General features: G+C 72.2%; 18 protein-coding genes and 2 pseudogenes. 17 read left to right on the top strand and 3 right to left on the bottom strand.

Features of this window, described 5'->3' with window-relative positions; translation table 11 throughout:
* Window positions 1-39: 39 nt before the first annotated feature.
* The 3 genes from ACIPLC_RS05860 to ACIPLC_RS05850 form a co-directional block, all read right to left on the bottom strand.
* The gene (locus ACIPLC_RS05860; RefSeq protein ID WP_400471436.1) at window positions 40-1,215 is read right to left on the bottom strand and encodes a methyltransferase domain-containing protein; all 1,176 of its coding nucleotides are present in this window, start codon (window positions 1,213-1,215) and stop codon (window positions 40-42) included.
* The gene (locus ACIPLC_RS05855; RefSeq protein WP_400471434.1) at window positions 1,212-1,349 is read right to left on the bottom strand and encodes a hypothetical protein; all 138 of its coding nucleotides are present in this window, start codon (window positions 1,347-1,349) and stop codon (window positions 1,212-1,214) included. The genes ACIPLC_RS05860 and ACIPLC_RS05855 overlap by 4 nt, the downstream gene beginning before the upstream one ends.
* Window positions 1,350-1,569: 220 nt before the next feature.
* On the bottom strand, window positions 1,570-1,755 hold the full coding sequence (locus ACIPLC_RS05850; protein ID WP_400471432.1) for a hypothetical protein: 186 nt from the start codon (window positions 1,753-1,755) through the stop codon (window positions 1,570-1,572).
* Window positions 1,756-1,855: 100 nt separating this feature from the next.
* On the opposite strand from ACIPLC_RS05850, the gene ACIPLC_RS05845 reads away from it, so the two are divergent.
* From ACIPLC_RS05845 to ACIPLC_RS05765, 17 genes and pseudogenes are all read left to right on the top strand, one after another.
* Window positions 1,856-2,905: an XRE family transcriptional regulator gene (locus ACIPLC_RS05845; RefSeq protein ID WP_400471430.1), complete on the top strand. Its 1,050-nt coding sequence runs from the start codon at window positions 1,856-1,858 to the stop codon at window positions 2,903-2,905.
* Window positions 2,902-3,414: an NUDIX hydrolase gene (locus tag ACIPLC_RS05840; RefSeq protein WP_363633237.1), complete on the top strand. Its 513-nt coding sequence runs from the start codon at window positions 2,902-2,904 to the stop codon at window positions 3,412-3,414. The genes ACIPLC_RS05845 and ACIPLC_RS05840 overlap by 4 nt, the downstream gene beginning before the upstream one ends.
* A 79-nt stretch (window positions 3,415-3,493) precedes the next feature.
* Window positions 3,494-3,568, top strand: a pseudogene (locus tag ACIPLC_RS05835) (HAD family hydrolase); the annotation flags it as partial.
* Between the two features lie 337 nt (window positions 3,569-3,905).
* On the top strand, window positions 3,906-4,883 hold the full coding sequence (locus tag ACIPLC_RS05830; RefSeq protein ID WP_400471428.1) for a hypothetical protein: 978 nt from the start codon (window positions 3,906-3,908) through the stop codon (window positions 4,881-4,883).
* A 208-nt stretch (window positions 4,884-5,091) separates the two neighbouring features.
* On the top strand, window positions 5,092-5,490 hold the full coding sequence (locus tag ACIPLC_RS05825; RefSeq protein ID WP_400471426.1) for a Uma2 family endonuclease: 399 nt from the start codon (window positions 5,092-5,094) through the stop codon (window positions 5,488-5,490).
* A 2-nt stretch (window positions 5,491-5,492) separates the two neighbouring features.
* Window positions 5,493-5,648: a hypothetical protein gene (locus tag ACIPLC_RS05820; RefSeq protein ID WP_400471424.1), complete on the top strand. Its 156-nt coding sequence runs from the start codon at window positions 5,493-5,495 to the stop codon at window positions 5,646-5,648.
* A 73-nt stretch (window positions 5,649-5,721) separates the two neighbouring features.
* Window positions 5,722-6,246, top strand: coding sequence for a TIGR00730 family Rossman fold protein (locus tag ACIPLC_RS05815; RefSeq protein WP_400471422.1), 525 nt, complete (start codon window positions 5,722-5,724; stop codon window positions 6,244-6,246).
* Window positions 6,247-6,259: 13 nt separating this feature from the next.
* Window positions 6,260-6,949, top strand: a complete 690-nt coding sequence (locus ACIPLC_RS05810; RefSeq protein WP_400471421.1) for an SDR family oxidoreductase — start codon at window positions 6,260-6,262, stop codon at window positions 6,947-6,949.
* A gap of 34 nt (window positions 6,950-6,983) precedes the next feature.
* Window positions 6,984-7,994, top strand: a complete 1,011-nt coding sequence (locus ACIPLC_RS05805; RefSeq protein ID WP_400471419.1) for a methionine synthase — start codon at window positions 6,984-6,986, stop codon at window positions 7,992-7,994.
* 19 nt (window positions 7,995-8,013) lie between these two features.
* Window positions 8,014-10,311, top strand: coding sequence for an NAD-dependent DNA ligase LigA (gene ligA, locus ACIPLC_RS05800; protein WP_400471417.1), 2,298 nt, complete (start codon window positions 8,014-8,016; stop codon window positions 10,309-10,311).
* A 358-nt stretch (window positions 10,312-10,669) separates the two neighbouring features.
* A pseudogene (locus tag ACIPLC_RS05795) lies at window positions 10,670-12,157 on the top strand (putative bifunctional diguanylate cyclase/phosphodiesterase); the annotation flags it as partial.
* Window positions 12,158-12,662: 505 nt separating this feature from the next.
* Window positions 12,663-12,959 carry an Asp-tRNA(Asn)/Glu-tRNA(Gln) amidotransferase subunit GatC gene (gatC, locus tag ACIPLC_RS05790; protein WP_030057414.1) on the top strand — a complete coding sequence of 99 codons (297 nt, stop codon included), beginning with the start codon at window positions 12,663-12,665 and terminating at the stop codon, window positions 12,957-12,959.
* A 5-nt stretch (window positions 12,960-12,964) separates the two neighbouring features.
* Window positions 12,965-14,458: an Asp-tRNA(Asn)/Glu-tRNA(Gln) amidotransferase subunit GatA gene (gene gatA / locus ACIPLC_RS05785; protein ID WP_400471415.1), complete on the top strand. Its 1,494-nt coding sequence runs from the start codon at window positions 12,965-12,967 to the stop codon at window positions 14,456-14,458.
* A gap of 119 nt (window positions 14,459-14,577) precedes the next feature.
* Entirely contained in the window at window positions 14,578-14,763 is a 186-nt protein-coding gene (locus ACIPLC_RS05780; protein ID WP_400471783.1) for a hypothetical protein, read from the top strand.
* Window positions 14,764-14,840: 77 nt separating this feature from the next.
* Complete coding sequence (gatB, locus tag ACIPLC_RS05775; RefSeq protein WP_400471414.1) at window positions 14,841-16,349, top strand: Asp-tRNA(Asn)/Glu-tRNA(Gln) amidotransferase subunit GatB; 1,509 nt, start codon at window positions 14,841-14,843, stop codon at window positions 16,347-16,349.
* A gap of 223 nt (window positions 16,350-16,572) precedes the next feature.
* Window positions 16,573-16,731 carry a hypothetical protein gene (locus ACIPLC_RS05770; RefSeq protein WP_400471412.1) on the top strand — a complete coding sequence of 53 codons (159 nt, stop codon included), beginning with the start codon at window positions 16,573-16,575 and terminating at the stop codon, window positions 16,729-16,731.
* A gap of 134 nt (window positions 16,732-16,865) precedes the next feature.
* Window positions 16,866-19,919: an AAA family ATPase gene (locus ACIPLC_RS05765; RefSeq protein WP_400471410.1), complete on the top strand. Its 3,054-nt coding sequence runs from the start codon at window positions 16,866-16,868 to the stop codon at window positions 19,917-19,919.
* The last annotated feature ends 342 nt before the right edge of the window (window positions 19,920-20,261 follow it).

The following is a 20,261-nucleotide window of genomic DNA, read 5'->3' as shown; positions in this document are numbered from 1 at the left end:
CCGAGTGCCCGGCCGTCCGGTGCGGACGGCCGGGCTCGCTCAGTGCTGCGGGACGGGGTTGCCCGGGGAGTCCAGCCAGACGTGCTGGCCCTCCAAGGTGACCGTCAGGCCGAACCGCCCGCACCCGGGGCGGCCCTGGTCCGCCCACCACCGGTAGGCCGCTTCCAGCTCATCCCAGAGGTTCCGGGGGCCGGACTGGTACACCTCGTACCTCGTGCGGTCGCGCTCGTAGTCGGCGGAGGCCCAGGAGAGGGTGTCGCGGCTGTAGAGCCACAGTGTGTAGGCGTCGTTGCCGTAGCGCTCTGTCCGCCAGAACGTACCGGGTACGCCGGATCCGATGACGAACTGCTCGAACCACCCGCCCGTGGCCCGAGGGGACAGACTGGTGGTGCTCCGCACCCCGTGTGCTGGCCACTCCTTCCCGTGCAGGTAGGCGTCGAACGACGGCCGGTCCGTGCGCTGGTGGCGGAGTCGCATGAACGCGGAGCCTCGGGTGAACTTGCCGCTCGCGCTGGTCCCGTCGTCGTTCACGGTCAGACGGATGATCTGCTCGCCGCCGTACTCGGTGCCGAACGGGGCGACGATGATTCCGCCGGGGGCCGTCTGTTCCAGCCATGCGGGAGGGATCTCCAGCAGGGAGCAGGTGGCGATGATCCGGCTGTAGGGGGTGTCGTCCGGCCAGCCGTGGCGTCCGTCGCCCTCGATCACGGTCGGTGCGAGTCCGGCCCGGTGCAGGTTCTCGCGGGCGCCGCGTGCGACGTGAGGGTCGTACTCGACGGTCACCACGTTGTGGTTGCCCAGGCGGTGGGCGAGGAGGCCCGCGTTCCAGCCGGTGCCGGCTCCGACCTCCAACACCTTGTGGCCCGGGCGGACGTCGAGGTCCTGGAGCATCGAGAACACCATGGTCGGCATGGAGTTGGAGGAACTCGGGGTGGTGCCGAGCCCGTCGCCCTGGTGGTTGCCGTCGTCCCACTGGGTGGTCAGCGGGATGTCCGAGTAGACGGCCCTGCGCCACGCCTCGGGGTCCTGTGACCGATACAGCACGGGGTTCTGGCGGGTGCCGTCCGCGATGCCCGGCCAGATGCGGTCCGGGACGAACAGCTCGCGGGGTACCGCGTTGAAGGAGGGGAGCCAGTCCGAGGAGAGTGCGCCGCCGGCCACCAGCGCGGAGGCGAGCCCCTGGGGGCCCGCCTCCTGGTGCGTTTCGCCGGTCACTCCGCCGGGGCCTTGCCGTCGCTGCTGTTGCCGCCCTCGTCGGACCCGCCGCCGCCGTGTCCGGCGCCCTTGTTGGAGTCGTCCTGCTGCTTGCCGCCCTGGCCGTCGCCGGAGCCGCCGCTGCGCTTACCCATCTCTGTACCTCCGTGTGCTGGTTGGTTGCGACAGGCGGATGCCTGCCGGGTGATGCTCAGCCGCCTCGGGTATACCGGGCGGCAGCTCCCCGAGGGCGCGCGACCGCCCTCGGGGATGCCTCCGCTGTCGACCGTGGATTGCCACTTCGCCGGACGGCGGGAGCCGGTGGGGTTACTGCCTGCCGCCCGTGCCGCTGGCCCGGCGGCACGGGCGGGGGTTTCAGTGGGAGCGGTTGATCAGAATCAGGGCCGCAACGACGATGTGCAGCCCGGCAGCGGCGGACACCCCCAGGGCAGCCCAGACTCGGTCGGGATCGGGATCGGGATCGGGATCGAGATCGGGGTCGGAAACGGACGGCGGCGCGTCTTCGGGATCGAAACCGTCGTCCGGCGGCTGCCGGCTCACGGAGAGGTCGGCTTGGGCGTCGGGAGGTCGGCGTGCACGACCTTCCCGAACGGGCGGGGGCTGGCGCCCCAACGGCAAGACCAGGGTCGAGAAGTTGGCGTTGTTCGAGCAGATCGCCGACGCCTTCCACATTCCGGGGCAACTGCTCGGTCTTGCCCGCAGGTCATGGGAGCCGGACGCCACTCCTGGACCCTCGCCCCTTGCGCAGGCTTTACCGGAAGCCGACGGCGACGACCTGGCCACCGTGGATGCCTTTCGCCGTGCGGATCGGCAGGCGGGAGGTGGACGCCTGTACTCGGCTGTGGTTCACCATCTCTCCGGCAAGGTTGCGCCGCGTCTGGTCGATGTTGCGAGCGGCCCGCAGGTGTTCGCTGCCGCCGCTGCGCTCACTGAGATGGCCGGCTGGATGGCCCACGACTCCGGCCGTGACGACCTGGCTGCCCGGCACTTCGCTCGCGCGCTCCCTCTCGCCCGCGCCTCCGGCGATCTGCCGTTGATGGCACACGTAGCAGCCAGCACCAGCCACCTTTCCCTCCAGGCCGGCGATTCGGCGGAGGCCGTGCACTGGGCTACCGTCGGCATCGAAATGGCCTGCCAGGGCCCGCATCTGCCAGGCCTCATGGCTCGGCTGAACGCCATGATGGCCCGAGCGTTGGCAGCCTCTCGGCAGCACGGTCCGGCGGCGCGGGCACTCGACCACGCTCACACCGCACTTGCGGTTGGAGCTGATGATGAGCATCCGTGGTTGAGCCCTTTCGACGACGCTACCCTCGCCAGCGAGTCCGCGTTGGCGTTCAGCGACCTGGGCCGCTCCAAGCTTGCCCTTCGATGCGGTGAGCAGGCTGTGGTCCTACGGGAAGAAGGCCGCGCGCGTTCGCTCACATTCAGCCGCATCACCCTCGCACGCATCCACGCCGATTGCGGAGACTTGGACGCCGCAATCGGCGTCGGAACAGAACTTCTGACCAGCAGCCCGACCCTCGGGTCCGTCCGAGTCGTCCATCAGATGGATGGCCTCGGTGAACTCTTCGGGCGGTACCGCGAGTACGGCCCGGTGCGTGAATACCTGGCACGATTCGATGAGGCGCGCAGAGCCCGGCTGCTCCTGCTCGCCGACATCATCCCGTCGCCTCGGGGAGGTTCAACGTGAGACCCGCACCCACCGACACCGATGCCTGGCACGCCTACCTCGCCGAGGGCAATGCCCGGCAGGCTCGCAAGCGCGTCTCTGCGGACGTGATCCTGCGCGACCAGGCTGGTCGCATCCTGACCGTCAACCCGACCTACAAGGAGGGTTGGGACCTGCCCGGAGGGATGGCTGAGGCCAATGAGTCGCCGGACGAGGCCGCAGTGCGGGAACTGCGCGAGGAACTGGGCCTGGAGATCACGGTCCACCGCCTGCTGGTCGTGGACTGGGTTGCCCCGCACGGCCCGTGGGACGACCAGATCGCGTTCATCTTCGACGCGGGCACCCTCTCGTCCGACCTGGCCGCGCGGGTGCGGCCGCACGACGACGAACTGTCCGAGGCCGTCTTCCTGTCCGCGCCGGAGGCCGCCGACCGGCTGCGAACCCGCCAGCGGAACCGGCTGAACGCGGCTGTGAGAGCGATCGCGGATGGCGGCTCACGGTATCTGCGGGACGGGGTGGAGACGTGGTGATGGATCCGGGACAGGAGAAGGACGGCCATGGTTGAGAACGGCAGGCAAAGGGCGCGGCGGGTACCTCTTCGAGGCGGGGATGCTCAAGCGGGCGAAGCGGTCGGGCTGGTGGATCGCCGGGGTGAAGGATCCCGAGACCATCGCGGAGCACTCCTGTGGATCGACAGCAGTCTCGGCAGCCTCAAGACCGAGTCCGCCCGCCAACTCGCCGAGGCGGCACTGTCGATGACCTCGTTGGAGTGGCAGCAGGCCTACCTCGCGTAGCGTGCATCCCGAACTCATGCGCGAGCACTCGCCGCAGTGAATTCATGACTGTCCGTCAAATCCGCTGATCTGTCGGCGTAAACTGCAATGGCCACCGCCCAGTTGGGCGGTGGCCATTCCCGCGTACGCCCGTAAACTTGGCGGTTCCGGCGCACGCGCATAACACCTCGGCCAGTATGCCAGCCCGGACGCGCTCCGGCTCGCATATCGGCCACGAAAGGCCGAACGTGCCCGTCGCCGTCACCACCGAAGCCCTCGCCCTCTCCCGCCCCACCGGCACCCCGCCCGCCAACGAGTTCCGGGTCCGCATCGGGCAGTGGATGCAGAGCGTCCCGACCGGTGGGCCCTGGAAGTCCCTCGGGCCGTCCTTCGTCCTCTTCCTCATGCACGCCGCGCAGAAGGCCGACGCGGACGGGACCAACCTCCACTGCCCGCCGTCCAACCTCTGGTTCTCCCGGGCCTGCCGGGTCTCCAAGGACTCCGTCCCCGGCTTCTACCGGGCCGCCGAGGCGGCCGGGGTCATGGCCCTCGTCCACGGCCCCTCCGGCACCCGGGTTCGCGGCTACGCCGTCACCGTGCCCCTGGGCGGCGTCCCCGACTGGGACGCCGCCCTCGCCGTCCTGCGCGCCGACGCCCGGCGCGTCAAGCAGGAGCAACTCCGCTGCGCCGCCGGTAAGTCCGCACGTGCGGAGTCGGTGAAGTCCGCACCTGCGGCGCTGCCGAGGCCGCGCTGCGGCGAACGGAAGTCCGCACGTGCGGAGCCGGACAAATCCGCACGTGCGGGCTCGTCGCTCCGCACGTGCGGACGCAACCAGGAAGTCCCTTACCAGGACAAGAAGATGGTTGCTGTTGTAGTGACGGGTACCACTCCGCGCGCGAGCGAACAGCCCGCACCGGCACCGCTGCCGCCGCCGCCCGACCCCACGGGCTGGGAGCGGATGACCGAGCACCTGCCGCCCGACCTCCAGGAGCCCGCCCGCGCCGTCCCGGAGGACGACCTGCTGCGCCGGTTCACCACCATGGCCGTCCGGGCGGGCTGGGCGTCCCCGGGTTGGCTGGCCGCCCGCCTGGCGTCCCACCGGCCCGAGAACACGCCCGGCGCCGACCCCGCGGACCGTCTCGCAGCCGGTCTGGTCGCCGTCCTGGGTGTCCTCTCGGACCGACATGCCCACCCGGGCCGGGGGCTCCTGCCCTCCTGCGCGTGAGCAGCAGTGCCGGCCAAGGGGGACGATCACCCTGTCGACCCGGCCGGATCGAACGCTCCTGGCATACTCGCAGTGCCGGCTGCGCGGCTTCCTCGCACGGGACAACGTGACTGCCCGGGCCCGGGAGGTGGACTGCTACCAGCTCTCAGCAGCCCGAAGGCCGAATCGGCAACTCGCCGCCGCCGGCACACCCTCCGGAGAGGACGGCATGACCTTCTACGAGCAGCACCGCGACTTCATCGAGGAACTGGAGCGGATCGCCCCGGAAGGCGTCCGGATCGAATGGTCCGGAGACACGCTGATCGTGCAGGCGTCGCCGTCCAACATCCACCAGCTCAATGTGGCCCAGGTGCGCAGGCAGTTCGAGCAGCATGCTCCGGACGGCTATCTGCCCAGCGAGCGGAGCGAGATCGTCAGCCCGGATGCCTCCAAGGGGCGCGAGCCGGACCTGACCTACCTCCCGCTGGACGTCCTCTCCCAGCCGGGCAACAAGGCTCCCGCCGTGGAAGCCCTGATCGCGGTGGAGATCGTCTCGCCGTCCAATCCGGGCAACGACTGGATGGACAAGCTGCACGACTACGCCGTGATGCGCATCCCGCTGATCTGATCGTGGACCCGCGTCAGCAGACGGTGACGCTGTTCTCCGAGCCGAACCACGACCGGTACCACACCCGCAGCGACCGGAAGTTCGGCGACGCGATCAGCATTCCGGAGCCCTTCGGCTTCTCGCTGAGCCTGGCGAAGCTCGTCCCGTACCAGGACTGATGCTCGGAGGAGGCTGGCCGAGGCCTAAAGCCGGTGAGTGAGTGCGCCGGGGCGTGATAGACCAGATGGCACTATGAACATCACAGTCTTCTGCTCCGCGTACTCGCTCGACGACCGCTACACCGCCCCCGCCGCCGAGTTCGCGCGGCTCCTCGGCGAAGGTGGCCACACCCTGGTGTGGGGCGGGTCCAACGCCGGGCTGATGGGGCTGCTGGCCGACGAGGTGAAGGCGGCCGGCGGGAAGCTGGTCGGGGTGCTGGTCGAGATGCTCAAGCACAAGGGGTACGTCGGCGCCGACGAGCTCGTCATGACCCGTGACCTGGCCGAGCGGAAGGCGGAGCTGGCGGCCCGGGCGGACGCGATCGTCGTGCTCGTGGGCGGGCTGGGCACCCTCGACGAGGTGACCGAGGTGCTGGAGCTCAAGAAGCACGGCATGTTCGACAAGCCGGTGATCGTCCTGGACACCGAGGGCTTCTACGTGGGCCTGCGCACGCAGATGGAGCGGATGGACGTCGAGGGCTTCCTGCCCCGCCCGCTCGCCGAGCTGATCCGGTTCGCCGACACCCCGGCCGAGGTCTTCGCGCAGCTCAAGGCCTGAGAGGATCACCACCATGGCCACTCATCTGATCACCGGCGCCGGCTCCGGCATCGGCGCCGTCCTCGCCGAACGCCTCGCCGAGCGCGGGGACGACCTCTGGCTGCTGGCCCGCGACGCCCGCCGCGCCGCCGAGCTGCGCGAGCGCTTCCCCGGGGCGAAGACCCTGGTCGGGGACCTCGGCGACCCGGCCAAGCTCTCCTGGGCCTTCGGCCACCAGGCGCTGCCCGTCGAGCTGGACTCCGTGCTGCACGTCGCCGGCATGGTCGAGCTGGGCACGGTCGGCGAGCTGCCGGTCAAGGCCTGGCAGGAGACGCTCAACGTCAACCTGCTCGCCCCGGCCGAGCTGACCAGGCTGCTGCTGCCCTCGCTGCGCCTGGTCAAGGGGCACGTGGTGTTCGTCAACTCCGGTGCGGGCCTGAACGCCCACGCAGAGTGGTCGGCCTACGCGGCGAGCAAGCACGGCCTGAAGGCGCTGGCCGACGCGCTGCGCCAGGAGGAGCACGCCAACGGCGTCCGGGTCACCTCGGTCTACCCGGGCCGCACCGCCACCGCGATGCAGGCCAAGGTGCACCAGCAGGAGGGCAAGGCCTACGACGAGGACCGCTGGATCGCCCCCGAGTCGGTGGCCAAGGCGATCCTCGCCGCCCTCGACGCCTCCCGTGACGCGGAGCTCACCGACATCACCGTCCGCCCGGGGCGCTGAAACGCGCGCGGCGCCGCGCACTAGGCTCGGGCGGGTGAGCACCCCACAGCCCTTCCCCGACCTGCGCGGCGCCGCCACCGGCGTCGGTTCGCTGCCCGGCACCGACGCCCGGGAGGCCGCCAAGACCTCCACCGGGGCGTTGGAGCAGCTGCCGTTCCTGCCCGAACTGCCCGCCCGCGGGCCGGGTGCCGACATGATCGGCCGTGGCGCCGGCCTGCTGGTCGAGCTGTTCGCACAGACCGAGCCGAGCGGCTGGCGCTTCGCCGACCGCCCCGGCCGGGACACCCGGCGCGCCCACTCCTGGCTGCGCGAGGACCTGGACGCGCTGGAGGAGTTCACCCAGGGCTACCAGGGCGCGCTCAAGCTGCAGGCCGTCGGGCCGTGGACGCTGGCCGCCTCGATCGAGCTCAAGTACGGCGAGAAGGCGCTCTCCGACCCCGGCGCCTGCCGGGACATCGCCGGTTCGCTCACCGAGGGCCTGCGCCGTCACCTCGCCGACGTCCGCAGTCGGGTGCCGGGCGCCCAACTGGTCCTCCAGCTCGACGAGCCCTCGCTGCCCGCCGTGCTGACCGGCCAGGTGAAGACCGCCAGCGGCTTCCAGCGGCTGCGCTCGGTGGACCGGCAGGTCGCCGAGGAGGTGCTGCGCGAGGTGATCCGGGGCCTGGACGTGCCCGTCGTCGTGCACTGCTGCGCGCCGGACGTCCCGATCCCGCTGCTGCGCCGGGCCGGGGTGGCCGGGGTCTCGCTGGACTTCTCGCTGCTGACCGAGCGGGCGGACGACGACCTCGGCGAGGCGGTCGAGGCGGGCACCGCGATCCTCGCTGGTGTCGTGCCCTCCACTGACCAGGCGGTGTCCGACCCGGCCGGTAGTGTCCAGGGGGTCAGGACCTTGTGGCGCAGGCTCGGGTTCGCCCCGGAGCTGCTGGGCCGCCGCGTGCTGGTGACGCCGACCTGCGGGCTGGCCGGGGCGTCCCCGGCGTACGCGCGCAAGGCGCTGTCGCTTGCGGCGCGGGCGGCGCAGAGCCTGGTGGACAACCCGGAATGAGAACGTAGGAGGGCTTGCGGTGGTGGCTGTCGAGGGCTGGGAGGACGTCCCTGCGGAGGTGCGCAGGCGGCACGCCGAGCTGGCCGTGGAGATCACCGAGCACCGCGCCCGGTACTACGAGCAGGACGCCCCGGTCGTCAGCGACGCCGAGTTCGACGTCCTGATGCGCGAGCTGGAGGCGATCGAGGCCGCGCACCCGGCCCTGGTGACGCCGGACTCGCCGACGCAGGAGGTCGGCGGCGACGTCGCGGAAGGCTTCACCAAGGTCGAGCACCGCGAGCGGCTGCTCAGCCTCGACAACGCCATGGACGACGAGGAGCTGGCGGCCTGGGCGGACCGGGTCGCCCGCGAGCTGGACGGCATCGACTACCACTACCTGTGCGAGCTCAAGGTGGACGGCCTGGCGGTCAACCTCACCTACGAGCGCGGCCAGTTGGTCCTCGCCGCGACCCGGGGCACCGGCCGGGTCGGCGAGGACATCACCGCCAACGTCCGCACCATCAAGGAGATCCCGCAGCAGCTCAAGGGCGACGACCTGCCCGAGCTGGTCGAGATCCGCGGCGAGGTCTACCTGCCCACCGAGGCCTTCGAGGAGCTGAACGCCTCGCTGGCGGCGGAGAACGAGCGCCGCCGGGCGGAGAACGAGGAGCGCGCCAGGGAGGGCAAGCGTCCGCAGGCGCTGCTCCACCTGTTCGCCAACCCGCGCAACGCCGCCGCCGGTTCGCTGCGCCAGAAGGACCCGCTGGTCACCGCGTCGCGTCCGCTGCACATGGTGGTGCACGGCATCGGCGCCCGGGTCGGCTTCGACATCGACTGCCAGTCGCACGCCTACGACCTGCTGCGCGCGTGGGGCCTGCCGACGGCCCGGCACAACGAGGTGGTCGGGACGCTCGACGAGGTGCGGGCGTTCATCAAGCACTTCGGTGAGCAGCGGCACTCGGTCGAGCACGAGATCGACGGCGTCGTGGTCAAGGTGGACGAGATCGCCCTACAGGGCCGGCTCGGCTCCACCTCCAAGTCCCCGCGCTGGGCGATCGCCTGGAAGTACCCGCCGGAGGAGGTCACCGGCAAGCTGGCCGCGATCAAGGTCGGGATCGGCCGCACCGGCCGGGCCACCCCGTACGCGGTGCTGGCCGAGCCGGTGAAAGTGGCCGGCTCGATGGTGCAGTACGCGACGCTGCACAACCAGCAGATCGTCAAGGCCAAGGGCGTGCTGCTCGGCGACACCATCGTGCTGCGCAAGGCCGGTGACGTCATCCCGGAGATCCTCGGCCCGGTGGAGAGCCTGCGGGACGGCACCGAGCAGGAGTTCGTGATGCCCTCGCACTGCCACGAGTGCGGGGCCGAGCTGCGCCCGATGTCGGAGGGTGACATCGACCTGCGCTGCCCCAACGCGCAGTTCTGCCCGGCGCAGATCCGCGAGCGGATCGCCTTCCTGGGCGGCCGTTCCTCGCTGGACATCGAGGGCCTGGGCTATGTCGCGGCCACCGCGCTGACCCAGCCGCTGGAGCCGGCCGAGGCGCCGGTGAAGGACGAGGGCGACATCTTCGGGCTGACGATGGAGCAACTGCTGCCGATCGAGGTGCTGGTCCGCGACCAGAAGACGGGCATGCCCAAGCTGGACGACCGCACCGGCGAGGAGAAGAAGGCCACCTTCTTCGCGAACCAGAAGGGCGAGCCCAAGAAGACGGCGAGCGTGCTGCTGGAGAACCTGGAGAGGGTGAAGGAGCGCCCGCTGTGGCGGTTCCTCAACGGCCTCTCGATCCGGCACGTCGGGCCGGTCGCGGCGCAGGAGCTGGCGCGGGAGTTCCGGGACCTCGACCGGATCTTCTCGGCCACCGAGGAGGAGCTGGCCGCCGTCGAGGGGGTCGGGCCGATCATCGCCCGTTCCGTCGTCGAGTGGTACCAGGAGGAGTGGCACCGCGACATCCTGGAGAAGTGGCGCGCGGCCGGCGTCCGTTTCACCGAGGAGCCCGCCGAGGAGGAGGAGGCGGAGCGCCCGCTGGAGGGCCTGACCGTCGTCGTCACCGGGACTCTGGCCGGGCACACCCGGGACGGGGCCAAGGAGGCGCTGACCTCGCGCGGTGCGAAGGTGACCGGTTCGGTATCGAAGAAGACCGATTTTGTCGTCGCCGGTGACAATCCCGGGTCCAAGTACGACAAGGCCGTTCAGCTGGGTCTGCCGGTCCTGGACGACGCCGGCTTCGCGGTGCTGCTCGCCGACGGAGCGGCCGCGGCCCGCGCCCACCTGGGCCTGCCCGAGGTCGGGGAGGCTCCTGCCGAAGCCGCCCCGGAGGCCGACCCGAGCGGAGCGTGACCGAACCCGTCTTGTTATCGTCCTGATGCAACGTCACCGGGTGTCGCGCCGTGAAAGCGGGCATTGTGTCACTGTGCGACACCCGGGCGCGGTGGCGCGTTTCCGGTTGTCCGAAAGTCTGCCCACCGGGTGGACCCCGGCATACCCTGGAGCGCAACAGAGTGTCAGCAGGGGTGGGGGCACCGGCTGAGCCGGTGCTCCGCGGGGTCGCTCCATGCCCGGCAGCTGTCGGTACCGGCACGGTGCCTCACCGTAAGGCGGCCTGACGGGGCGGGCCCGACGGAGGACAGGGCTTATGGATCGTACGACCGGCGGTGCGCCCACACGCCCGCCGCAGGGGGTGGCAGGTGCGGTCCTGCTGCTCGGCGTGCTGCTGGCCGGTGCCGCGCCGCTCATCCCGCTGGCCGTCCTGGTCTACCGGTACGAACCCGAACTGCTGCCGCTGTTCGCGGTGCCGCTGGCGGTGCTGGTCGCCGCCTGGCGGATCGCCCGCGACCGCGCCCGCGACCAGCTGACCGACCCGCTGACGGATCTGCCCAACCGTCAGGCCCTACTGATGGCTGCCCAGGAGGCGATCGCGGAGCGTGCGGACGGCTACAGCGTCGGTCTCATCCTGCTCGATCTCGATCGTTTCCGATCGCTCAACGACACCCTCGGCCACACCGCCGGCGACCGGCTGCTGGTGCACATCGCCCGTCGGCTGCACCGGGCGCTGCGCTCCGGCGGCCCGGCCGGCAGCGCCACCCGGGAGTCCATCGACGACGTCTTCGCCGGCCTGCCCCGGCACTACCGGCGCGGCCGCCCGATGGTGGCCCGGATGGGCGGCGACGAGTTCGCCGTGCTGCTGCCCGGCATCAACTGCCCGGACAGCCTGGAGCGGGTCGCCAAGGCGCTGATCGCCGAACTCGCCGCGCCGATCCGGCTGGACGGGCTGCTGCTCGTGCTGGAGGCCAGCGCCGGCGTCTGCGTCTACCCGCAGCACGCCCAGGACGCCGAGGCGCTGCTGCGCCGCGCCGACGTGGCGATGGGCCACGCCCAGCGCGGTTGCAGCGGCGTCGCGCAGTACGACGAGACCCAGGACGCCGACACGCCGTACCGGATAGGGCTGCTCGGCGATCTGCGGCGGGCCCTGGAGACCGGTGAGGTGCAGCTGCACTACCAGCCCAAGGTGGCCTTCGACGGCCGGGTGGTCGGGCTGGAGGCGCTGCTGCGCTGGGATCGCCCCGGCCAGGGCCGGGTCCCGCCGGACGAGTTCGTCGGGCTCGCCGAGTCCAGCGGCCTGATGCCCCGGCTCACCGACTACGTGCTGGAGGCCGCCGTCGGGCAGCTCGCCTACTGGCGGGACCAGGGCCTCCAGGTGCAGGTCGCGGTCAACGTGTCCCCGCGCGACGTGCTCAACCCCGGTTTCGCCCAGCGCGTCGCCGGACACCTCGTCCGCCACCAGGTGCCGGCCCACGCGCTCCAGCTGGAGATCACCGAGCGGCTGCTGCTGGACGACTCCCGCCGGGCCGCCGACACCCTCGCCGAACTGCGCGGCTACGGCGTCGGGATGTCCCTGGACGACTTCGGCACCGGCCACTCCTCGTTGGTGCGGCTGCGCAGCCTGCCGGTCGGCGAGCTGAAGATCGACCGCTCCTTCGTCTCCCGGATGGTCGCCGACGACCACGACGCGGCGGTGGTGCGCTGCTCGGTGGAGCTCGCCCACTCGCTGGGCCTGACGGTGGTCGCCGAGGGCGTCGAGGACGACGAGACCTGGGAGCGGCTGCACTGCATGGGCGTGGACGCCGTCCAGGGCTGGCTGGTGTCGGCCGCGCTGCCGGCCGAGCAGGCCACCGCCTGGCTGCGGGTGCACCGCACCGGCGCCCCGCCGGTGGAACGGCTGGTCGCCCCGCCGGGCCGGCTGCCGCCGGCCCTCCACGCGGTGCAGGGGGGCCAGGCCCGGCAGGGCCAGTCGCTGCTGCCGCAGGTCGTCCAGCCGGTCGTCCAGCAGGCCATGCCCCCGACCCTCCCGCCGCTGCCCCCGACCCTCCCGCAGGCCGTTCAGGCCGTTCAGGCCGTTCAGGCGGTCCAGGCGGTCCAGGCCGTTCAGGCGGTCCAGGCCGTGCCCGCGCCGCAGCCCGTGCCGGCCGCGCAGATCGAGATCAAGGCGCCGGGCACGCAGAGTTGGGCCCGTACCAGGCCGCAGTAACGGGCGCGCAGGTTCACTCGTTGGCCGGTGGCCGGGCCGGGCCCCATAGGATGGGGTCCAAAGACCACGAGGACGGAGCACCGGACCGGTTGCTCCTGCCCGGGCCCGGCACCGCCTGCGCGCGGCGCCGGGTCTCACCAGAACTCACCCTGAGGATCGCTGCATGCCTGGCATCACGCGCGAGGAGGTCGCCCACCTCGCCCGGCTGTCGCGTCTTGAGCTGAAGCCCGAAGAGCTGGACCACTTCGCCGAGCAGCTCGACGTGATCATCGGCGCGGTCGCCCGCGTTTCCGAGGTCGCCGGACAGGACGTCCCGCCGACCTCCCACCCGCTCCCGCTGACCAACGTCATGCGCGCGGACGAGGTGCGGCCGTCGCTCACCCCGGAGCAGGCGCTGTCCGGCGCCCCCGCCGCCGAGGAGCAGCGTTTCCGTGTGCCGCAGATCCTCGGGGAGGACTGACCGAGATGACCGAGCTGATCAAGTACACCGCCGCTGAGACGGCCTCCGCCATCGCCAAGGGCGAGGTGTCCGCCGTCGAGGTGGCGCAGGCGCACCTGGACCGCATCGGCGCCGTCGACAAGAAGGTCAACGCCTTCCTGCACGTCGACACCGAGGGCGCGCTGAACGCCGCCAGGGCCGTCGACGAGAAGCGCGCCAAGGGCGAGGAGCTGGGCCCGCTGGCCGGCGTCCCGCTCGCGCTGAAGGACGTCTTCACCACCAAGGGCGTGCCGACCACCTGCGGCTCCAAGATCCTCGAAGGCTGGATCCCGCCGTACGACGCCACGCTGACCACGCGTCTCAAGGACGCCGGCGTGGTCATCCTCGGCAAGACCAACATGGACGAGTTCGCGATGGGCTCCTCCACCGAGAACTCCGCCTACGGCCCGACCGGCAACCCGTGGGACCTCTCCCGCATCCCCGGCGGCTCCGGCGGCGGCTCGGCCGCCGCGCTGGCCGCCTTCGAGGCCCCGCTGGCGATCGGCACCGACACCGGCGGCTCGATCCGCCAGCCCGGCGCCGTCACCGGCACCGTGGGCGTCAAGCCGACCTACGGCTCGGTCTCCCGCTACGGCCTGGTCGCCTTCTCGTCCTCGCTGGACCAGGGCGGCCCGTGCGCCCGCACCGTGCTGGACACGGCGCTGCTGCACGAGGCCATCGCCGGGCACGACCCGCTGGACTCCACCTCGATCGACGCGCCCGTCCCGGCCGTGGTCGAGGCCGCGAAGCTGCGCGACGTGCGCGGCATGCGGATCGGCGTGGTCAAGGAGTTCGCCGGCGAGGGCTACCAGGCCGGCGTGATGCAGCGCTTCAACGAGTCGGTGGAGCTGCTGCGCGAGCTGGGCGCCGAGGTCGTCGAGGTCTCCTGCCCGTCCTTCACCCTGGCGCTGCCGGCGTACTACCTGATCGCGCCCAGCGAGTGCTCCTCCAACCTGGCCCGCTTCGACGCGATGCGTTACGGCCTGCGGGTCGGCGACGACGGCTCCCGCTCGGCCGAGGAGGTCACCGCCCTGACCCGCGAGGCCGGCTTCGGCCCCGAGGTCAAGCGCCGCATCATCCTCGGCACCTACGCCCTCTCCTCGGGCTACTACGACGCCTACTACGGCTCGGCCCAGAAGGTCCGCACCCTGATCTCGCGGGACTTCGACGCCGCCTTCGCGGGCGTGGACGTGCTGGTCTCGCCGACCACGCCGACCACCGCCTTCCCGATCGGCGAGCGCGCCGACGACCCGATGGCGATGTACCTGGCCGACCTCTGCACGATTCCGTCGAACCTCGCGGGCAACGCGGCCATGTCGCTGCCCTGCGGTCTGGCCCCGGAGGACAATCTCCCGGTCGGCCTGCAGATCATCGCACCCGCGATGGCGGACGACCGCCTGTACCGGGTGGGCGGCGCCGTCGAGGCCGCACTCAACGACAAGTGGGGGCACACCCTGCTGGAGGAGGCACCGGCACTGTGAGCAAGATCGACAAGGCGAAGGCCCCGTCTTCCCTCAAGGCCCCGTCGTCCGTCAAGGCCCCGTCGTCCAAGGCCTCGTCGTCCCTCAAGGGCTTCAAGCACAGCAAGCCCGGCCTCTGGCTGTCCATCGGCACCAGCGCCTTCGGCGCGGTCTCGGTCGTCAAGGACGTCCGGAAGGCCCGCGAGGAGAGCGACACCCTCAAGCTGGTCAACGCCCTGGTCGGCGCCGCCGCGCTGATCACCGGTACCGCCCTGCTGGTGCGCGAGCTGCGCCAGCTCGGCTCCGACGACGTCCTGCTGGGCTGAGCTGAGCGCCCCGGCCCGGCCCCGCGCGAGCGGCGGCCGGGCCCGTACCTCCCAAGTCTTTTAGTGAAGGGGACGCTGTGAGCGTCATGAACCTGGTCTCCTACGAGGACGCTCTCGCGTCGTACGACCCGGTGATGGGCCTTGAGGTCCACGTCGAGCTGGGCACCAAGACCAAGATGTTCTGCGGTTGCTCGACCGAGCTGGGTGCCGAGCCGAACAGCCAGACCTGCCCGACCTGCCTGGGCCTGCCCGGCTCGCTGCCGGTGGTCAACGCGATCGGCGTGGAGTCGGCCGTCAAGATCGGCCTGGCGCTGAACTGCGAGATCGCCGAGTGGTGCCGGTTCGCGCGGAAGAACTACTTCTACCCGGACATGCCCAAGAACTTCCAGACCTCGCAGTACGACGAGCCGATCGCCTTCAACGGCTACCTGGACGTGCAGTTGGAGGACGGCTCGACCTTCCGCGTGGAGATCGAGCGCGCCCACATGGAGGAGGACACCGGCAAGTCCAGCCACGTCGGCGGCGCCACCGGCCGGATCCACGGCGCCACCCACTCGCTGCTCGACTACAACCGGGCCGGCATCCCGCTGATCGAGATCGTCACCAAGCCGATCGAGGGCGCCGGCGAGCGCGCCCCCGAGGTCGCCAAGGCGTACGTCGCCGAGCTGCGCGAGCTGATCAAGGCGCTGGGCGTCTCCGAGGCCCGGATGGACAAGGGGCAGATGCGCTGCGACGTCAACCTGTCGCTGCGCCCGAACGGCACCGAGACCTTCGGCACCCGCTCGGAGACCAAGAACGTCAACTCGCTGCGCAGCGTGGAGCGGGCCGCCCGGTTCGAGATCCAGCGGCACGCCACCGTGCTGACCGACGGCGGCACGATCATCCAGGAGACCCGGCACTTCCACGAGGAGGACGGCAGCACCACCTCGGGCCGGATCAAGGACAACGCCGAGGACTACCGCTACTTCCCCGAGCCGGACCTGGTGCCGATCGCCCCCGCCCGCGCGTGGGTCGAGGAGCTGCGCGCCGGCCTGCCCGAGCTGCCGCGGGTGCGCCGGGCCCGGCTGCAGGCCGAGTGGGGCCTGTCCGACCAGGACATGCAGTCGGTGCTGAACGCCGGCGCCGTCGAGCCGATCCAGGAGACCATCGCCGCCGGTGCCCCGGCCGACCAGGCCCGCAAGTGGTGGATGGGCGAGCTGGCCCGCCGGGCCAACGAGACCGGCACCGAGCTGAGCGAGCAGCCGATCACCCCGGCGCAGGTCGCCCGGGTCACCGCGCTGGTCGCCGAGGGCAAGCTGAACGACAAGCTGGCCCGCCAGGTCATCGAGGCCGTGCTGGCCGGCGAGGGCGAGCCGGACGAGGTCGTCGAGAAGCGCGGCCTGGCCGTCGTCTCGGACGACTCCGCGCTCGGTGCGGCCGTCGACCAGGCCATCGCCGAGAACGAGGCGATCGCCGCCAAGATCCGCGACGGCAAGGTCGCGGCGGTCGGCGCGCTGGTCGGTGCGGTCATGAAGGCCACCCGGGGCCAGGCCGACGCGGCCCGCGTCAAGGACCTGATCCTGGAGCGGCTGGGCGTTTCCGCCTGAGGTCCTAAGGCGCCTAAGGCATCTAAGGCCCCCTAAGTAAGGCCTAAGGCCCGGTCTCACCTCTAAATCGAGGTAAGGCCGGGCCTTTGTCGTCCCCTGGGCCCCGATCTAAGGCATCCGGGGCCCGGAAGATCGGTAGGGCTTCCGATGCGGCACCCCCCGCTGGGAGAGGAAGCTCTTACTCGACAGCGAAACGCAGTGAAACCCGCAGGGGGAACCGAAAGTGATCGAGTACGAGCTCATCCAGCAGCAGGCCCACGAGCTTGCCGCCCGCGCCGAGCACCAGCGCCTGGTCCGGGAGGCCAAGGAGGGGCGCCGCCTGCGGCAGCGTCCGGTGGCCGCCCGCTTCCAGCGGCGCCCCGCGCGCCAGCGCGAATGCTGACGGTCCGGCACCACGACGGTGCCGAGGGAGTTCCGGAGGGGGAGGCGCGGCAGGTGAGCGCCTCCCCCTCCGGGCGTTCGCCAGGGGAGATAACCCCTCGGCCCGCCACCTCCGGCTATGGCATGCTCGCCTCCATGCAGCAGATATCGGTGAGTCCCGTCTTCGTCGGCCGCGGCAGCGAGATCACCGAACTGACCGACGCGCTGCGCCGGGCCGGGTCCGGCAGCCCGCAGGCCGTGCTGATCGGCGGCGAGGCGGGCGTCGGCAAGACCCGGCTGCTGGAGGAGTTCCTGCAGCGGGCCGCCGACGGGGGAGCGGTTACCACGCTCGGCGGCTGTCTGGAGATCGGCGCCGAGGGCCTGCCGTACGCCCCGCTGGCCGCGGCGCTGCGCCGGCTGCACCGCTCGCTGGGCGCCGAACTGGAGGCCGCGGCGGCCGGCAGCGAGGGGCACCTGGCCCGGCTGCTGCCCGAGTTCGGCGAGGCCGACGGCGAACCCAACGACGAGTACGGCCGGGCCCGGCTGTTCGAGCACACCGCGAGGCTGTTCGAACGGCTCGGCGCGGAGCGTACCCTCGTGTTCGCCGTCGAGGACCTGCACTGGTCCGACCGCTCCACCCGCGAACTGCTCGCCTTCCTGGTCCGCACCCTGCACCGGTCCCGGGTGCTGCTGGTCGCCACCTACCGCTCCGACGACCTGCACCGCCGCCACCCGCTGCGCCCCTTCCTGGCCGAGCTCGAACGGCTGCGCACCGTCCAGCGGCTGGAGCTGGAGCGGTTCGGCCGCGGCGAGGTCGCCGCCCAGCTGGCCGGCATCCTCGGCACCGCCGACCCCGACCGGAAGCTGGTGGACCGCATCCACCGCCGCTCCGAGGGGAACCCGTTCTTCGTCGAGGAACTGGCCACCGCCTTCGAGGACGGCTGCGGCGCCGGGCTCACCGACTCGCTGCGCGACATCCTGCTGGTCCGGGTGGAGAGCCTGGACGAGGAGGCCCAGCGGGTCGTGCGGATCGCCGCCGAGGGCGGCTCGCACGTCGAGCACGCCCTGCTGGCGGCCGTCCTGGACGACGACGAGGAGGCGCTGATCGAGGCGCTGCGGGCGGCCGTCGGCGCCAACATCCTGCGCCCGGACGGCGAGGGCGAGGGCTACCGCTTCCGGCACGCGCTGGTCCGCGAGGCGGTCTCGGACGACCTGCTGCCCGGCGAACGGCACCGGATCAACCGCAAGTTCGCGCTCGCCGTGGAGGCGCAGCCGCACCTGGTCTCCTGTGACGCCCTGCCCGCCCGGCTGGCCAACTACTGGTACCACGCGCACGACCCGGCCCGCGCCCTGCCGACCGCCCTGGACGCCGCCCGCGCGGCCCGCCGCCGCAACGCCTTCGCCGAGCAACTGGGCATGCTGGAACGGGCCCTGGAGCTGTGGGACATGGTCTCCGAGGAGGTGCTGGCGCACACCCTGCGCCCGTACGACTGGGCCGAGACCTACCCGCCCGGCTCGTGCGACCACAGCACCGCCGACAAGGACTGCGACCGGATCCAGCTGGTCGACGTGCTGGCCGAGGCGGTGGTCGCGGCCCGGCGCTGCGGCGACCGCGAGCGAGGCCTGAGCCTCGCCAGGCGGGGGCTGCGGCTGGTCGACGAGGCGGTGCACCCGGTGCGCGCGGCCTGGTTCCGGATCAACCGGGCCCGGATGCTGGGCAATCTGCGCCGCTCCGGCGACGACGAGGAGATCCTGCACGCGCACCGGCTGGTCGACCACCTGCCGCCGTCCGCCGTCCAGGCCGAGGTGTTCGCGCTCGGCGCCGGGGTGGCGATGCTCAAGAAGCCGGGCCCCGAGCACATCGAGCTCGCCGAGCGGGCGATCCGGATCGCCCAGGAGGTCGGCGCGCACTCCGTCGAGGTGCACGCCCGGATGACGCTCGGCGGCCTGCGCTACGACGTGCACGGCGACGCCGAGGGCGGGCTGGCCGAACTGGCCGGGGCGGTCGAGGCGGCCCGCCGGCTGGGCGTGCCGGACCTGCTGCTGCGCGGCGTCAACAACCTGGCCAGCATGCACCGCGGGGTGGGCCGGGCCGAGGAGGCGGTGGTGCTGGCCCGCGAGGGCCTGGTCTACGCGGACGGCAACGGCCTGCTGCGCAACATCGGCACCATCCTGACCGGCAACCTGGCCGAGGCGCTGACCGACCTGGGGCGGGTCCGGGAGGCCGCCGAGGTGCTCGACGCCTGCGAGCTGACCAGCCTGACCGGCACCCACGCGGAGTTCCTGGACCGGATGCGCGGCGACCTCGCCCTGCTGCGCGGGGACCTGGCCGGCGCGGCGACCATGCTGGCGCAGGCCCGGTCGGCCAACCGGGTCGGCCAGCTCCAGCACAGCGTGCCGATCAGCCGGCTGGCGGTGCGGATCGCCGCGCTCGCCGGGCGGCCGCTGGAGGCCCGGGAGGAACTGCTCGCCGCGCTGGCGGAGGAGGGGCGGCTCGGCCACGAGTCCGACGTGTACCCGTTGCTGGTCGAGGCCGCCACGGTGGAGGCGGACAGCCGGGGCCTGCCGGAGGCCGCGGCGGGCCGCGCCGAGGTGCTGGCCGCGATCGCGGGGCGGGCGGCCCGGCTGCGGCCGCGGGCGCCGATGCACCACGGCTGGGCCCGGCTACTGGAGGGCGAACTGGCCCGCGCCGAGGCCGTCGACACCCCGGAGCAGTGGGCCGCCGCGGTCGCCGCACTGCGGCCGATCGGACTGCCGTACCCGCTGGCGGTCGCCCTGCTGCGGGCCGGCGAGGCCGAGGTGCTGGCCGGGCGGCGCGAGGCCGGGACCGAACTGCTGCGCGAGGCGCGGGAGATGGCCACCGTCCGGGGCGACCGCCCGCTGCTGGCGGAGATCGCGGGCCTGGCTGACCGGGCCGGGTTGACGCTGATCCCGGCGGCGGCCGCGCGCCCGGCCGCCGGGCCCGCCGCGACCCCGCCCGCCGGGGAGTCGTTCGGCCTCACCCCCCGTGAGCGGGACGTGCTCCGGTTGCTGGCGCGCGGCTGGAGCAACCGGCAGATCGCGGAGGAGTTGTACATCTCTCCGAAGACCGCGAGCGTGCACGTCTCCAACATCCTGGGCAAGCTCGCGGTAGCCGGCCGGGGCGAGGCGGCAGCGCTGGCGCACCGGCTGCGGCTGTTCCCCGACGATCCGGCCCAGGCCGCCCGCTGACCCACGCGCCCGGCCCCGGGCCCCCGACCGTCTTCGGTCCGGGGGCCCGGGTCCGGGCGCCGTCGCGTGCTCCTGTGCGCGCCGCGTGAGCCCCCGGCCGCGCGCCGCCGCCAACCGGGCCGATCCGCCGGAATCGGGTGCATTTCCCCACCCCCTCACCATTACTCTAAGTTGAGTGCATGTGTCATTGAGTGACGGATTTGGTGTAGGGTCCCGATCGGGAACATCGGTGCGGTGCGGTGACCGGAAGGCCGCCCACCCCCTGGGCCACCGTCCTGACGGGGAGCCAGGCCACCGCGTACGACCGAGAGGCGCGCGGCCGGTGGCCCGTGGCCGGGGCGC

It is taken from the genome of Kitasatospora sp. NPDC086801 (genome assembly GCF_044745805.1).
Lineage (GTDB): Bacteria > Actinomycetota > Actinomycetes > Streptomycetales > Streptomycetaceae > Kitasatospora.
Note: the sequence above shows the minus strand (reverse complement) of the source record. Positions and strands in the feature narration are given on the sequence as shown.